General features: G+C 68.3%; 9 protein-coding genes. 7 read left to right on the top strand and 2 right to left on the bottom strand.

The window, feature by feature from the left end; translation table 11 throughout:
* Positions 1 to 439: 439 nt before the first annotated feature.
* The 3 genes from FW784_RS07115 to FW784_RS07105 all read left to right on the top strand — a co-directional run bounded on the left by FW784_RS07115 (position 440) and on the right by FW784_RS07105 (position 5,226).
* Positions 440 to 2,110 (top strand): ShlB/FhaC/HecB family hemolysin secretion/activation protein, encoded by a 1,671-nt coding sequence (locus FW784_RS07115; RefSeq protein WP_149352662.1) that lies wholly within the window; start codon positions 440 to 442, stop codon positions 2,108 to 2,110.
* Between the two features lie 152 nt (positions 2,111 to 2,262).
* Positions 2,263 to 4,398, top strand: a complete 2,136-nt coding sequence (locus tag FW784_RS07110) for a two-partner secretion domain-containing protein (RefSeq protein WP_205123571.1) — start codon at positions 2,263 to 2,265, stop codon at positions 4,396 to 4,398.
* A 60-nt stretch (positions 4,399 to 4,458) separates the two neighbouring features.
* Positions 4,459 to 5,226 (top strand): hypothetical protein, encoded by a 768-nt coding sequence (locus tag FW784_RS07105; RefSeq protein WP_187770713.1) that lies wholly within the window; start codon positions 4,459 to 4,461, stop codon positions 5,224 to 5,226.
* A gap of 76 nt (positions 5,227 to 5,302) precedes the next feature.
* Here FW784_RS07105 and FW784_RS07100 read toward each other — a convergent pair whose 3' ends face one another.
* On the bottom strand, positions 5,303 to 7,150 hold the full coding sequence (locus FW784_RS07100; RefSeq protein ID WP_149352660.1) for an ABC-F family ATP-binding cassette domain-containing protein: 1,848 nt from the start codon (positions 7,148 to 7,150) through the stop codon (positions 5,303 to 5,305).
* A 97-nt stretch (positions 7,151 to 7,247) separates the two neighbouring features.
* Between FW784_RS07100 and FW784_RS07095 the strand changes: the two genes are divergently transcribed.
* Complete coding sequence (locus FW784_RS07095; RefSeq protein WP_149352659.1) at positions 7,248 to 8,915, top strand: monovalent cation:proton antiporter-2 (CPA2) family protein; 1,668 nt, start codon at positions 7,248 to 7,250, stop codon at positions 8,913 to 8,915.
* Between the two features lie 135 nt (positions 8,916 to 9,050).
* Here the strand turns inward: FW784_RS07095 and clpB are convergent, their stop codons facing one another.
* Complete coding sequence (clpB, locus tag FW784_RS07090) at positions 9,051 to 11,636, bottom strand: ATP-dependent chaperone ClpB (protein ID WP_149352658.1); 2,586 nt, start codon at positions 11,634 to 11,636, stop codon at positions 9,051 to 9,053.
* 154 nt (positions 11,637 to 11,790) lie between these two features.
* Here clpB and otsB point away from each other — a divergent pair, with 154 nt between their 5' ends.
* The 3 genes from otsB to otsA form a co-directional block, all read left to right on the top strand.
* Complete coding sequence (gene otsB / locus FW784_RS07085) at positions 11,791 to 12,561, top strand: trehalose-phosphatase (protein ID WP_149352657.1); 771 nt, start codon at positions 11,791 to 11,793, stop codon at positions 12,559 to 12,561.
* A complete protein-coding gene (locus FW784_RS07080) occupies positions 12,558 to 14,330 on the top strand; it encodes a glycoside hydrolase family 15 protein (RefSeq protein ID WP_235893609.1) in 1,773 nt (590 codons plus the stop codon). Before otsB ends, FW784_RS07080 begins: the two co-directional genes overlap by 4 nt.
* 40 nt (positions 14,331 to 14,370) lie before the next feature.
* A partial coding sequence (gene otsA / locus FW784_RS07075) for an alpha,alpha-trehalose-phosphate synthase (UDP-forming) (RefSeq protein WP_149352656.1) occupies positions 14,371 to 15,823 on the top strand: 1,453 nt, incomplete at its 3' end.

The raw sequence follows: 15,823 nt of genomic DNA, 5'->3' as shown, positions 1-15,823 counted from the left end.
ACCGCCCGCGGCTGAGGGTCTGCCGTCCGGCCACCACCTTGCCGGACGCGCAAACCCGCGCTGCTGCTCGCGCAGTCGCAACGCGGTCCCACGGAGCGGCGCCGGTTGCGACCCCGGCAGCGCTCTCCAGTCACGTGGCGGTCACGATCGAAAGCGCGTTCATGGACCGCGGATGAGGGGTGCTCATCCAACTGGCAAGCGTTCTGCTTGTCGCCTTTCTCGGACGCTATCGCCCGGCTTCGACACGGACGCTGCCCGCACATGCGTGGCGCGCCTCCGTCGCAGGCGGTCGATCTGCATCCCTGTCGACGCGCGGCCCCGACCGGCGTCGACACACGGCTTCGCTGCGCCACGGCATTGACGACGGCCGTTGCCGCTCGCGCACCGGGCCACGAACTTCAACCCCCGACACGGTCAGTGGGGATCAGGACAGAAACTCATGAACAAGACGAAACAGCTTTTGCCCTTGATGCTGCTTGCGCTGAGCGAGGGCGTCATGGCGCAGCAGATCCCGGGCGCCGGCAGCCAGCTCCGCCAGTTGCCGGCCACACCCGTCCGCCCGCAGAGCGCCCCCGACATCCGCATCCAGGAAGCCGCGCCGGCCGCTGCGCCGGACGCCAATTCGGTGAGGGTGATGGTGCGCGAACTGCGCATCACGGGTGCGCGCGCGTACCCGCCGGATCAGCTGCTCGCGATCGCCGGCTTCACGCCGGGCGCCGAACTCACGCTGGCCGACCTGCAGGCCATGGCCGCTCGCATCACCGCGCATTACCGCCAACACGGTTACTTCGTCGCGCTCGCGTACCTTCCGGCGCAGAGCATCACCAACAACGTGGTGACGCTCGCGGTCAGTGAGGGCGCCTATGGCCAGGTGGACCTGCGCAACCACAGCCACCTTTCGGACGGCCTCGCCAACGGACTGCTCGGCGGGCTGAACAGCGGCGACGCGATCAGGATCCGCCCGCTCGAGGATCGCCTGTTGCTGCTGTCGGACCTTCCGGGCGTCAATGTCACTTCGACCCTCGTTCCAGGCTCGCAGCCAGGCACGAGCGACCTGATCGTCGACGTCGCGCCCGGGCGCGCCGTCACCGGCAGCATCGATGCCGACAACGCAGGCAATCCCTACACCGGCGAGTACCGCCTGGGCGGGACGATCAATCTCAACAATCCGCTGGGGCGTGGCGACGTCGCCTCGTTGCGGCTGATCACGTCCGGGAACGGGCTGCGCTACGGGCGTGCGTCCTACCAGATGCAGTTCGGCCGCGCGACGGCAGGCGTCGCCTACAGCAAGCTCGACTACGAGCTCGGCAAGCAGTTCGCGCCACTGCATGCGCATGGCAGCGCGGACGTCGCGAGCGTGTACGGCATCTACCCGCTGATCCGCTCGCGCGATTCCAACCTGTATGCCGGGGTGACCTACGACAGGCGCGACTTCACCGACATCGTCGATCTCGTGCAGTCGCGTACCGACCGCACGGCGAACGTCTGGACAGGCAGCCTGTACGGAAACCACCGCGACAGCTTCGGCGGTGGCGGCCTCGGCACGTTCTTCCTCGGGCTCTCATCGGGCGCGCTCGACCTGCGGCCCTCATCCGCCGCGGCGCTCGATGCAGTCACCGCACGCAGCGCGGGCAGCTACAGCAAGCTCGCGCTCAACGTGACGCGGCTGCAGCGCGTGACCGATCGCGTGTCGCTGTACGGCAGCGTGTCCGCACAACGCGCGTCGAAGAACCTCGACCCGTCGGAAAAGTTCGTGCTCGGCGGCATGGACGGCGTGCGCGCCTACCCGCAGGGCGAAGCGTTCGGCGACGAGGGGTACCTCGCGACGCTCGAAGCGCGCGTGCTCCTCAACGGGCCACGGACGCGCGTGCCGGGCCAGGTGCACCTGCTCGGATTCGTCGACACGGGCAGCGTGACCATCAACCGGAATCCATGGTTTGCCGGCGACAACACCCGCAGCCTCAGCGCCGCGGGCGTCGGGCTGTCCTGGGTCGACCCGGGCAACTTCGCGATACGCACGTACTACGCACGCAAACTCGGCAGCGAGGATGCGATTTCGGCACCAGACCGTTCCGGACGTTTCTGGATCCAGGCGATCAAGTTTTTCTGATCGCACCCGGCCGTACGCGAACCTGAAAGTGCACTCGAGGATTCCTGATGAATAGCGTCAACCGTTCCACGCCCCTCAGCGACGACGTCGCTGTTTCGTCTTCTCTGCACGCGCGGGGCGCGGGCAGGTCCGCTTCGAAAACGGTGCCGCGAATGGTGCGCCACGCGCTGTCCGCGTCGCTGATGCTGGCCATCGCGGCCACCGCGCACGCCGACCCTGTCGGCGGGGTGGTCACGGTCGGCCAGGCCACCATCAAGCCGGGCGTCAATACCGTGGTCACTCAGACCACACCGAACGTGGCGATCAACTGGCAGAGCTTCAGCATCGGCACCGGCCAGACGGTGCAGTTCGTGCAGCCCGGCAGCAACTCGATCGCGTTGAATCGCGTGCTCGGCGCGGACCCGTCGGTGATCCTCGGCAGCCTGACCTCGAACGGCAAGGTGTTCCTGCTGAATCCGAACGGCGTGCTGTTCGGTGCGGGTGCCTCCGTCAACGTAGGCGGGCTCGTCGCCACGACGATGAACCTCAGCGACGCCGACTTCGCTGCCGGAAAATATGCATTCACGGGCGCCGGCAACGGCTCCGTGGTCAACCTCGGCAGCATCAACGCGAGCGACGGCGGCTATGTCGCGCTGCTGGGCCGCACCGTCAGCAACCGCGGCGTCATCTCTGCGCGCCTTGGCAGCGTCGCGCTGGCGGCGGGGGAAGCGGTCACCCTGGATGTCGCGGGCGATGGCCTGTTGAACCTGTCGGTGGCAAAGGGTGCCTTGAATGCACTCGCCGAGAACGGTGGGCTGATCCGTGCCGACGGAGGACACGTGCTGATGAGCGCGCAGTCGGCCGGCGACCTGCTGCATACGGTGGTGAACAACACCGGGGTGATCCAGGCGCGCACGATCCAGAACCGCAACGGCACGATCGTTCTGCTAGGCGACATGGCGACCGGCACCGTCAACGTTGGCGGCACGCTGGATGCGAGCGCGCCGGACGGCGGCAATGGCGGCGCGATCGAAACGTCGGCCGCGACCGTCAACGTCGCTGATGCGGCGCGCGTCACCACGGCCTCCAACGGCGGCACCACGGGCCGCTGGCTGATCGATCCGCACGACTTCGTGATCGGCAGCGCACCGGGCAACAACATCTCCGGCGCGACGCTGTCCGGCCAGCTGGTGACCAACAACATCACGATCACCACGACGGGCGCGGGCGCCGACAACGGAGACATCTTCGTCAACGATGCGGTGAGCTGGTCGGCAAGCGGTGGTCCCACGACGCTGACGCTCAACGCCGATCGCAACATCGACATCAATGCGCCGATCACCGCGACGAACGGCAACTTCGCGGCGTGCTGCAGCCAGGACATCAACGTCAATGCCGCGATTACGACGACGCGCGGCAGCGTGCTGCTGAGCGCGGGAAACAACGTCAACGACCGGGCAGCCATCACCGTCACCGACGGCAACCTCCTGATGTGCGCGGGCAACGACGTGTACATCCGCGGCGCGATCACGCTCACGCGCCCGACTGCCGACCCAACGCGCAGCCTCGGCCTGCCGCTCGGCCTCACGTTAAGCGCCGACACCGACGGCACCGGCCCGGGCATCGCGGGCGGCACGGTGGTGTTTGATGCGCTGGCCCCCAAGGCCGCGATCACGGCGGCGCCGGTGAGCATTTACTACAACCCGGTCTCCTACGCGGCACCCACCGACTACCTCAACAAGTTCACGCTCACCGAAGGCGCGGCGCTCGCCCAGTACATGCTGGTGTTCGCCGCCGGTGGCGACAAGACGTACGACGGCACAACGACGACGACGCTCAACGGACTGAAGGGCAATCCCGTCGGCGTCACGCTGGTGGCAGGTTCGGGCAGCAGCGCCAATTACACGTCGCCCGACATCGGCGCCAACAAGCGCATCAACTTCAGCGGCTACACGCTGGCCGGCACGAACGCCGGCGCCTACGCGCTTCCGTTCAACTGCTGCGGGCCGGTGTTCGCGCACACGACGGGGACGATCGTGGCCAGCAGCACGCCGCCACCGGTCACGCCACCGCCGCCGGTAACGCCGCCGCCCGTAACGCCGCCGGGCACCACGCCGCCGCCGACCGGTACGCCGCTGTTCGGCGTGACTCCGCCGACCGGCGTGCTTCCGCCGCCGCCCGGAACGCTGGTGATCGTGCCGCCGGTATCGCCGCCGATGATGACGATGCTGGTGGTCACACCGCCGTCCGAGATCGCGCCGCCGCCAGCACCGCCGCCGCAGCGCAAGCCCAAGCAGTACCGGAACTGATCCATGGCGCCAGCGGTTCCCTCGTTGAACGCCCGCACTGACGCTTCGCTGCGAGGGTGCATGCGGCGTTCGGCGTCTTTCGGCCTGCTCGCGCTCGTCGCGTGCATGCCGGCAACGGGCATGGCACAGGCCTGGGCGCAGAACTGGCCGATCAAGCCGCCTGCGCCTGTGGCCACGCCGGCGCCATCGCCGTCGCCCGCCGTGCATGCGGTCGCGGTGCGCATTCCGTTCAAGGCGGATTTCCGGGACGCGGCGCCTCCGCCGGAGGTCAAGCTCGTCGCCGACTGGGCGCTGGACTCCACCGACAACCGCGGGTTGCCCTACCTGATCGTCGACAAGGTCGACGCCACGGTGTTCGTGTTCGACGCGAGGGGACGCCTGCAGGGCACCGGCCCCGCGCTGCTCGGCATCACGCCGGGCGATCGCGCACCCGCCGGCGTGGGCGCCGAGAAGCTCGCGGCGATGCCCGTCCAGGATCGGATAACACCCGCAGGCCGCTTCGTCGCATCGCTGGACCGCGACCTGCACGGGCAGTCGATCCTGTGGATCGACTATGCGTCAGCGCTGGCGCTGCACCGCATCGTCAAGGGCACGGTGGATGAACGTCGCGCGGAACGCATGCAGACCGCGTCGTCGCAGGACAACCGCATTTCCTACGGCTGCATCAACGTGCCGGCGGATTTCTTCGACACCGTTGTGATCCCCGCGTTCAAGGGCACGAGCGGCGTCGTCTACATCCTTCCGGAGATGGGAACCGCGCGAGAAACATTCGGCGCGTATGACGTGGATTCCGGGCCGGGTTCGCACGTAGCGGCGAAGGTGCCCTAGCGCGCCGACGCGGTGAAGGCGCCGCGTGCGCGGGCGCTTTTCAGCAGCAGTCCCTGCACCCGCGCGCGGCATTGGATTACCCGGCGTCGTAAAGCTCCAGGTACTCGGCCTCCGCGCGTGCCAGTTCCTGCGCGGCCTTTGCGCGGTCCTGCCCGAGCCGTCCGAACTCCGCATGGCGCGACGGATCGGCGAGCGACGCGTCGAGCATTGCAAGCCGCGTTTCCAGCTCCGCCACGCGTGACTCGGCCTGCGACAGCTTGACCGGGTTCGCCTTGCGTCCCGACTTCGCGGGCGCCACGGGCTTCGCTTCGACCACCACCGGTGCCGCGACCTTCGCGTCCTTGCCGTCGCTGGTATCGCGCGTGCGCAACCACACCGCGTATTCGTCGAGGTCGCCGTCGAACGGCTGCGCAACGCCACCGGCCACGCGCCAGAACGTTTCGCAGACCAGGCCGATCATGTGGCGGTCGTGGCTGACCAGCACGATCGCGCCGTCGAAATCGCTGAGCGCCTCGGCCAGCGCCTCGCGCATGTCGAGGTCGAGATGGTTGGTCGGCTCGTCGAGCAGCAGCACGTTCGGGCGCGTCCACGCGATCATGGCCAGCGCGAGCCGGGCGCGTTCACCGCCCGAGAATCCGTCGACGGGCTCGAACGCGCGGTCGCCGGGGAACTGCCACTTGCCGAGGAAGTCGCGCAACTGCTGCGTGGCCACGCCCGGCGCGAGCTTGGTCAGGTGATCGATCGGCGTCTCGCCTTCGCGCAGCGATTCGACCGTGTGCTGCGCGAAGTAGCCGATACGCAGGTCCGGATGCCCGCCGCGCTCGCCGGCGAGCAACGGGATCTCGCCCACCAGCGTCTTCACCAGCGTCGACTTGCCGGCGCCGTTCGGTCCCAGAAGCGCGATGCGATCGCCCGCTTCGAGCATGAAGGTGACGTCGCCCAGGATCTTCGTGGCGCCGTAGCCGCAGTCGACGTGGCGCATCGTCAACAGCGTGTGCGGCAGCTTCACGGGTTCGGGGAAATTGATGTGCAGCGAGCGCTCGGCGCGCACCGCTTCGGTGCCGGCGAGCTTGGCGAGGCGCTTCATGCGGCTCTGCGCCTGCTTGGCCTTGCTTGCTTTCGCCTTGAAACGATCGATGAAGCTCTGCAGGTGCGCGCGCTCCACCTGTTCCTTGTCGTGCGCGATCTGCTGCTGGCGCAGCTGCTCGGCGCGCTGGCGCTCGAAGTCGGTGTAGTTGCCGCTGTAGAGCTTGGCCGTGCCCGAATGCAGGTGCAGCACGTGGCTGCAGATGCCGTCGAGGAATTCACGGTCATGCGAGATCACGAACAGCGTGCCGGGGTACTTCAGCAGCCACTGCTCGAGCCACAGCACGGCATCGAGGTCGAGATGGTTGGTCGGCTCGTCGAGCAGCAGCAGGTCACTCGGCGTCATCAGCGCGCGCGCGAGGTTGAGCCGCACCCGCCAACCGCCGGAGAACGTGCGCACCGGGCGCTCGTGCGTATCCGGCGAGAAGCCCAGGCCGTGCAGCAGCTTCGCCGCGCGCGCTTCGGCGTCGTAACCGCCGACTTCCTCGAGGCGGTGATGCGCCTCGGCGACCGCTTCCCAGTCCTCGCGCGCGACCGCATCGCGCTCGGCCATCACCGCGTGGTGCAGAACCTTGTCGCCCGACAGCACGAAGTCGAGCGCGGGATCGTCCAGCGCCGGCGTCTCCTGCGCGACGCTCGCGATGCGTGCGCGCCCGGGAATGTCGATGTCGCCCTTGTCGGGCTCCACCTCGCCCTGCAGGGCTGCGAACAACGATGACTTGCCCGTGCCGTTGCGACCCACGACGCCCACGCGCCAACCGGCATGCAGGGAGAGGTCGACACCGGACAAAAGGAGGCGCTCGCCGCGCCGCAGCGAAAAATCACGAAAACCGATCATGCGGCCATTGTACCGGGACGCTCCGGCCCGCCCCGGCCCACGCTGTCGCGACGCGCGGCGGTTAAGGTGATGAACGGACCCGCGTGCTGCCAGGCCCATGCATCCCTCCTCCCTAATCGCACTGCTCGTCGCGGCTTTCGTGCTCGCCTTCATCTTCGGCGGCGTCGCGCATCGGCTGCGGCTGTCGCCGCTGGTGGGCTATCTGGTGGCCGGCGTCGTCATCGGCCCGTTCACGCCGGGCTTCGTGGCCGATGCCTCGCTGGCGCCGCAACTGGCCGAAATCGGCGTGATCCTGCTCATGTTCGGTGTCGGCCTGCATTTCTCGATGCGCGACCTGCTGGCGGTGAAATCCGTCGCCGTGCCGGGCGCGCTCGTGCAGATGGCGGCCGTGACCGGGCTCGGCTGGCTGCTGGCGCGCTCGTTCGGCTGGTCGACGTCGGCCGGGATCGTGTTCGGTCTTGCGCTCTCCGTGGCCAGCACCGTGGTGGTTCTGCGCGGGCTCGAGGAACGGCGGCTGCTCGACAGCGGCCGTGGGCGCATCGCGGTGGGCTGGCTGGTGGTCGAAGACCTCGCGATGGTGCTGACGCTGGTGCTGCTGCCAGCGCTCGGCGGAGGTGGCCACAGCGGTGACCTCGCCAGCGCACTGCTGCTGACGGTCGCGAAGGTGGGCGGCTTCGTCGTGTTCATGTGGCTGGTCGGCCGCCGCGTGATCCCGTGGATCCTGCAGCGCGTGGCGCAGACCGGCTCGCGCGAGCTCTTCACCCTGTGCGTGCTGTCGATCGCGCTCGGTGTGGCGTTCGGCTCGGCGGAACTGTTCGGGGTCTCGCTCGCGCTGGGTGCGTTCTTCGCCGGCCTGATCCTCAACGAATCCGAATTCAGCGCGCAGGCCGCCAACGAGACGCTGCCACTGCGCGATGCGTTCGCCGTGCTCTTCTTCGTGTCCGTCGGCATGCTGTTCAACCCCGCGATCCTGCTGCACGAGCCGCTGCGCGTGTTCGAAACCGCGCTGGTGGTGATCGTCGGCAACGGGCTGGTGGCGTGGGCGACGGCCCGGGTGATCGTGCGCGACGGCGCGGTCGCCATGCTGCTGGGCGCCAGCCTGTGCCAGATCGGCGAGTTCTCGTTCATCCTCGCCGGCCTCGGCGTCGCGCTCGGCATGCTGCCGAAGGAAGCCGGCGACCTGATCCTCGCTGCAGCGATCGTTTCGATCATCGTCAATCCGCTGCTCTTCCTCGCCCATGACCGCACGCAGGCGCGACGTGCGCGTTCCGTGCCGCGGACCGTCGAGGTGATGTCGCCGCCGCTGCCCGACGGATCGATGCCGCACGTGATCCTCATCGGATACGGGCGCGTCGGCGGGGAGCTGGGCCCGCTGCTGGTCGAGCGCGGCGTTCCACTCGTCGTCATCGACGATGACGCCCCCCGCGTGCGCAATGCGCGCGCGATCGGGCTGCCGGCGGTGCGTGGCCAAGCCGCCAACCCCGCTGTGCTCGCGGAGGCGCGACCCGCCGATGCGCAGATGGCGCTGGTCGCCATCCCGAATGCGTTCGAAGCCGCCGAAATCGTCAAGCGCCTGCGCGAGGCCAACCCCGCGATCAGCATCATCGCGCGCGCGCATTCCGATGCCGGCGTGCGCTACCTCCTCGATCGTGGCGCCGATGGTGCCGTGATGGCCGAACGCGAGCTCGCACACAGCCTCGCCGAGATGGTCTGCGCCCTGCCGGCGTTCCGCGGCGGGCGCACGCTTCCCAAGGCGTCGGTATGACGCGGGCGCAAGCCACGACGTCCACATGGCGGGACGTGCCGCGCGGAAGCTGAGGCGCGAAGGTCGTGACGCCCGACGGCGGTTTCCGCGGGGCGTCGCATCGATGCATCCGCGCAGCGCGGATGCATCGCGCCATCAGGCGTGCTCGAACGCCAGGTGCCCGCCTTCGGAACGAACGCGGATGGTTTCGCCCTGCGCGAATTCGCCGGACAGGATGCGCTGCGCCAGCGGATTCTCCAGCTGCTGCTGGATTGCACGCTTCAGCGGCCGCGCGCCGTAGACCGGGTCGAACCCCACGTTGGCGAGCAGCGTGAGCGCCTCGTCGGTCAGCGCCAGCTTGAGGCCGCGTTCGCCCAGCCGCTTCTCCAGCCCGCGCAGCTGGATCTTCGCGATCTCCCGGATCTGCGGCTTGTCGAGCGCGTGGAACACCACGATGTCGTCGAGCCGATTGATGAACTCGGGGCGGAAGTGCGCCTGCACAACGCCCATCACCGCCGCCTTCATCTGCATGTAGGCCTGTGGCGAGTCGTCGCTGGACATCTCCTGGATCTGGTGCGAGCCGAGGTTCGACGTCATCACGATGACGGTGTTGCGGAAGTCGACCGTGCGGCCCTGCCCGTCCGTGAGGCGGCCGTCGTCGAGCACCTGCAGCAGGATGTTGAACACGTCGGGATGCGCCTTCTCGACCTCGTCGAGCAGGATCACGCTGTAGGGGCGCCGACGCACCGCCTCGGTCAGATAACCGCCCTCCTCGTAGCCCACGTAGCCCGGAGGCGCGCCGACCAGCCGGCTGACCGCGTGCTTCTCCATGAACTCGCTCATGTCGATGCGCACCATCGCGTCGGTGCTGTCGAACAGGAATTCGGCGAGCGCCTTGCACAGCTCGGTCTTGCCGACGCCGGTGGGGCCGAGGAACAGGAACGAGCCGCTGGGGCGATTCGGGTCGGAGAGCCCGGCGCGCGAACGACGCACCGCGTCGGACACCACCTTGATCGCTTCCTCCTGGCCGACGACGCGCGTGTGCAGGTGCGACTCCATCTTCAGCAGCTTGTCGCGCTCGCCTTCGAGCATCTTGCTGACGGGGATGCCGGTCCAGCGCGAGACGACCTCGGCGATCTCCTCGGCGGTCACCTTGTCCTGCAACAGCGTGAACCCCTTGACCTCCGCTTCCTGCGCGGCCGTCAGCTGCTTTTCCAGCTGCGGAATCCGGCCGTACTGGATCTCGCTCATGCCGGCGTAGTCCTGCTTGCGTTGCGCGGCTTCCAGTTCCATGCGCGCCGCTTCGATCTGCTCCTTGATCCTCGTGGTGCCCTGCACGCTCGCCTTTTCGGCCTTCCACACTTCCTCGAGGTCGTTGAAATCGCGCTCCAGCGTGGCGATGTCCGCCTCGAGATCGGCAAGCCGTTGCTTCGACGCCTCGTCCTTCTCCTTCTTCAGCGCCTCGCGCTGGATCTTCAGCTGGATCAGCCGACGCTCCTTGCGATCGAGTTCCTCCGGCTTCGAGTCGATCTCCATGCGGATGCGCGAGGCCGCCTCGTCCATCAGGTCGATGGCCTTGTCGGGCAACTGGCGGTCGGCGATATACCGGTGGGACAGGGTGGCGGCGGCGACGATCGCGGGGTCGGTGATTTCCACGCCGTGGTGGACCGCATAGCGTTCCTTGAGCCCGCGCAGGATCGCGATCGTGTCCTCGACCGACGGCTCACCGACGAACACCTTCTGGAACCGGCGTTCGAGCGCGGCGTCCTTCTCGACGTACTTGCGGTATTCGTCGAGCGTGGTGGCGCCGATGCAGTGCAGCTCGCCACGCGCGAGCGCCGGCTTGAGCATGTTGCCGGCGTCCATCGAACCCTCGGCCTTGCCAGCGCCGACCATCGTGTGCAGTTCGTCGATGAAGAGGATGATCTGCCCTTCGTTCTTCGACAGGTCGCTCAGCACGGCCTTGAGGCGTTCCTCGAACTCGCCGCGATATTTCGCTCCGGCGATCAGCGCGCCCATGTCGAGCGAGAGGACGCGCTTGCCCTTCAGGCCTTCGGGCACCTCGCCATTGATGATGCGCTGCGCGAGCCCTTCGACGATCGCTGTCTTGCCCACGCCAGGCTCGCCTATCAGCACCGGGTTGTTCTTGGTGCGACGCTGCAGCACCTGGATCGTGCGACGGATTTCCTCGTCGCGGCCAACGACGGGATCGAGCTTGCCGCTCTCCGCGCGCGAGGTCAGGTCGATCGTGTATTTTTCCAGCGCCTGGCGCTGGTCCTCGGCGTTTTCGTCCTGCACCTTCTCGCCACCGCGCAGTTTGTCCACCGCAGCTTCGAGCTTGTCTTTCGTGGCGCCCGTGGCCTTCAATGCACGTCCGAGGTCGCCGCCTTCGTCAAGCGCCGCCAGCACGAACAATTCGCTGGCGATGAAGCTGTCGCCGCGCTGCGAGGCCAGCTTGTCGGTTACGTTGAGCAGCCGCGAGAGATCGTTGCCGATCGAGATGTTCCCGGCCTGTCCGGACACCTTGGGCATCTTCTCCAACATTTCGCCGAGCCGTTCGCGCAACGCGGCGACGTTGACGCCGGCCTGCGCGAGCAACGGGCGCGTGCTGCCGCCCTGCTGGTCGAGCAGCGCCGCCATCAGGTGCGCGGGCTCCAGGACACTGTGGTCGCGCGCGACGGCGAGCGACTGCGCGTCACCGAGCGCCTGCTGGAAGCGGGAGGTCAGCTTGTCCATTCGCATGGCTGGGTTCCTTTGGCGTTCGTGCGGCCGTCGACCGCGATGACAGGTAGATGCGGGCCGGGGCCTGCCATTCAAGCCGCCCCGTCGCGACGGCCGGGTGTGCGCCCGCCGCTGTCCACCCTGCGCTTACGAGTTACGCCCCACACTTGAGCCGATGAGTGCTCCCGCCCCGATGATCCTGCCCGCCCCGCCGCCCGTGCAATCGCACTGGGCCCTGTTCCTCGACGTCGACGGCTGCCTGCTCGACTTCGCCGACCGCCCCGAGGATGTCGATGTGCCCGAAGGCCTGCGCGAGGCGCTGCAGTCCCTGGCGTCGGGACTCGGCGGCGCCGTGGCGTTCGTGAGCGGCCGCCGCATCGCCCAGGTCGACGCGCTGTTCGCGCCATTGCGCCTGCCGGCCGCCGGCCTGCACGGGCTCGAATTGCGCCAGGGCGACGGCATCGTCGAGTCCTGCTGCGACGAACCCGGCGACCTGCGCAACGTGCGCGAGGCCGCCGAAAAGGTAGCGCTTGCGCATCCCGGCGCGCGCGTCGAGGACAAGGGTGCGGCGGTCGCGTTGCACTGGCGCGCCGCGCCCGCGGCGCGTTCACCGCTGGAGGCGCTCGCAGCGTCCGCACTGGCCCGTCTTCCGGGCTATCGCCTGCAGCACGGCAACTGCGTGGTGGAGCTGCGCCCCGCGCACAGCGACAAGGGCGAAGCCGTGCGGCGCCTCATGGAAACCGCCCCATTCGCCGGCCGCTTGCCGGTGTATGCCGGCGACGACCTGACCGACGAGGACGGGTTCTCCGCCGCCAACCGGTTGGGTGGGCTGTCGGTGCGCGTCGGCGATCGCCACCCGAGCCTCGCCACCCATGCGCTCGCCGACACGGCGGCGTTGCGCGACTGGCTGCACGAGGGCGTCGCGCGCCTGGGGGCAACCGCGTGAGTACGCTCGACCTGGGCCTGGTCGGCAATGGCAGCATCGGCGCGCTGATCGATGCACGTGGCCGCATCGTGTGGGGCTGCGTACCGGCGTTCGACGGCGACCCGGCGTTCTGTGCGCTCCTGCAGCCCAAGCACGACGGCGGCGATTTCGAGATCGAGCTCGAGGACTGCATCCGCACCGAGCAGCACTACGTGGACAACACGGCGGTGCTGCGGACTGTGCTCTACGACGCACGCGGCGGCGTGGTCGAGATCCTGGACTTCGCGCCGCGATGGAAGCAGTACGACCGTTTCTATCGCCCGGTGATGCTGATCCGCGGCGTGCGCCCACTTGCCGGCGAGCCCCGCGTGCGCGTTCGCCTGCGCCCGCTGGCCGAGTATGGCGCGCGCGTCCCCGACGTCACCTGGGGCAGCAACCATATCCGCTACGTGCTGCCGGGCTTCACGCTGCGCCTCAATACCGATGCGGCGATCCGGCTGGTACGCGAGGAGACGCCGTTCCTGCTCGATCGGGAACTGCATTTCATCCTCGGCCCCGACGAAACATTGACCCGGGCCGTCGCCGACTACGCACGCGAATCGCTCGAGAAGACGATCGACTACTGGCGCGACTGGGTGCGTGCGCTCTCGATTCCGCTCGAATGGCAGGACGCGGTTATCCGCAGTGCGATCACGCTCAAGCTGTGCCAGTACGACGAGACGGGCGCGATCGTCGCCGCGATGACGACGTCGATCCCCGAGTACGCCGACACCGCGCGCAATTGGGACTACCGCTACTGCTGGCTGCGCGACGCGGCCTTCGTGGTGCGCGCGCTCAACCGCCTCGGCGCCACGCGCACGATGGAGGAGTACCTGCGCTACGTATCCAACCTGATCCCCGAAGACGGCCACCTGCAGCCCCTGTACGGCATCGGCATGGAGCGCGAGCTGCACGAGGAGGAAGTGCCGACGCTCGCTGGCTACCGCGGCATGGGCCCCGTGCGCCGCGGCAACCTGGCATGGGTGCAGCCGCAGCACGACGTCTACGGAAGCGTGGTGCTGGCCTCCACGCAGCTCTTCTTCGACCGTCGACTCAACCTGCCGGGCGGCACGACGCATTTCAACCGGCTCGAGCGGCTGGGCGAGCGCGCATTTGCGCTCTTCGAGCAGCCCGACGCCGGCCTGTGGGAATTCCGCGGCCGCGTCGAAGTACACACGTACTCGGCGGTGATGTGCTGGGCCGCCTGCGACCGCCTGGCGAAGATCGCGGGCCAGCTGCGGCTGCACGAACGCGCCGACTTCTGGCAGGAGCGCGCCACGCGAATGCATGCGCGCATCAGCGAACTCGCGTTCGATCCGCAGCGCGGACACTTCGTCGAAGGCACGCACAGCGGGCGCATGGACGCGGTGCTTCTGCTCCTCGCCGACCTCGGCTTCGTGCGCGCGGACGATCCGCGCTTCGCCGCCACGGTCGACGCGGTCGGTCGCGAGCTCGGGCGTGGCGACGGCATGCTGCGCTACGTCGCGCCGGACGATTTCGGCGTTCCCGAAACCAGCTTCACCATCTGCACGTTCTGGTACATCGACGCGCTCGCGGCCGTTGGCCGCACCGAAGAAGCGCGCGAGCTGTTCGAGCGCGTCCTGGCGCGACGCAACCACGTCGGCCTGCTGTCGGAAGACCTCTCGCTCGAGGGCAGCGAGCTGTGGGGCAACTTCCCGCAGACGTATTCGCACGTCGGCCTCATCAACGCGGCGATGCGGCTGAGCCGGCCGTGGGAGGACGCGACGTGAGTACACGCATTCCATCGTGGGGACCGGGGGCAGGTCGCGCATGAGCCGCCTCGTCGTCGTCAGCAATCGCGTCGCGTTGCCCGAGGAATCGCGCGCCGGCGGGCTGGCCATCGCGCTGCTGGATGCGCTGCGCGAGGAAGGCGGCATGTGGTTCGGCTGGAGCGGCCGGATCGACCCGCATGCCTCGGGCCGCCTGCACGAACAGCAGGAAGGCAACATCCGGTTCGTCACCATGGACCTGTCGGAGCAGGACCACGAGGACTACTACAACGGCTTCGCCAACCGCACCTTGTGGCCACTGCTGCACTTCCGCATGGACCTGGTCGACTACGACCGCGGCACGTACGCCGGCTACCAGTGCGTCAATGCGCTGTTCGCCGGCAAGCTCGCGCCGCTGCTCAAGCCCGACGATCTGGTGTGGATCCACGACTACCACCTGATTCCGCTGGCCCAGCTGCTGCGCGAGCGCGGCGTGCAATGCCGGATCGGCTTCTTCCTGCACGTACCCATGCCTTCATCGGACCTGCTCGCTGCATTGCCGAGCCACCAGCGCCTGTTCGAAGGCCTTTCCTCCTGCGACCTGGTCGGGTTCCAGACCGAACGCGACCTCGAGCGCTTCCAGGATTACGTGCGCCTGTTCGGCCGCGGCCGCGTGGTCGAGCGCGGCCTGCTGGAGGCGCCCAACGGGCGACGCTTCCGCGCCGATGCCTTCCCGATCAGCATCGACACGCGGCGCATCGCGGAACTCGCGGACGACGCGGTGAACAAGTCCGGCGTGAAGCGTCTCGTGGCCAGCATGTCAGGCCGGGAACTCGCGATCGGCGTCGACCGGCTCGACTACTCGAAAGGCCTGCCGGAACGTTTCAAGGGTTTCGCCAACTACCTCGAGCGCTATCCGCAGCAGCGCGGTGAACTCACCTTCCTGCAGATTGCGCCGGTGTCCCGTGGGGAAGTCACCGAATACCAGGAACTGCGGCATGAACTCGAGCAGCTTTCGGGCCACATCAACGGGCGCTTCGCCGAGCCCGACTGGACCCCGGTGCGCTACGTCAACCGCAACTACCCGCATTCGACGCTGACCGGTTTCTACCGGCTCGCGCGCGTCGGCCTGGTCACGCCGCTGCGCGACGGCATGAACCTGGTCGCGAAGGAATACGTGGCCGCGCAGGATCCGGAGAATCCGGGCGTGCTGCTGTTGTCGCCGTTCGCGGGGGCCGCGCGTGAACTCGACGGCGCGCTGATGGTGAATCCGTACGACCTCGACGGCGCGGGCGACGCGATCGCGCAGGCGATGACGATGCCGGTCGAAGAACGCCGCGAACGCTGGCAGGCCATGTTCGAATACCTGTGCGAGCACGACGCCACGCACTGGCGCCGCACGTACCTGAAGGCCTTGCGCGAGGCACGCGTACGCGCACCGGATGGCCGCGACACGGAAGCCGACGGCCGGCCGCCGCACGAACGCCGCAGCCTCGGCGACCGTCGCGTCGCGT

It is taken from the genome of Cognatilysobacter lacus, assembly GCF_008274655.1.
In the GTDB taxonomy this organism is placed as follows: domain Bacteria; phylum Pseudomonadota; class Gammaproteobacteria; order Xanthomonadales; family Xanthomonadaceae; genus Cognatilysobacter; species Cognatilysobacter lacus.
The sequence above is the reverse complement of the archived record's forward strand: the minus strand, read 5'-3'. Positions and strand labels throughout refer to the sequence as shown.

Coding starts and splice junctions, on each gene's coding strand:
- FW784_RS07095 (WP_149352659.1), top strand. CDS start 7,248: ATGCATCCCTCCTCCCTAATCGCACTGCTCGTCGCGGCTTTCGTGCTC.
- FW784_RS07100 (WP_149352660.1), bottom strand. CDS start 7,150: ATGATCGGTTTTCGTGATTTTTCGCTGCGGCGCGGCGAGCGCCTCCTT.
- FW784_RS07105 (WP_187770713.1), top strand. CDS start 4,459: ATGCGGCGTTCGGCGTCTTTCGGCCTGCTCGCGCTCGTCGCGTGCATG.
- FW784_RS07115 (WP_149352662.1), top strand. CDS start 440: ATGAACAAGACGAAACAGCTTTTGCCCTTGATGCTGCTTGCGCTGAGC.
- otsB (WP_149352657.1), top strand. CDS start 11,791: ATGAGTGCTCCCGCCCCGATGATCCTGCCCGCCCCGCCGCCCGTGCAA.
- clpB (WP_149352658.1), bottom strand. CDS start 11,636: ATGCGAATGGACAAGCTGACCTCCCGCTTCCAGCAGGCGCTCGGTGAC.
- FW784_RS07110 (WP_205123571.1), top strand. CDS start 2,263: ATGGTGCGCCACGCGCTGTCCGCGTCGCTGATGCTGGCCATCGCGGCC.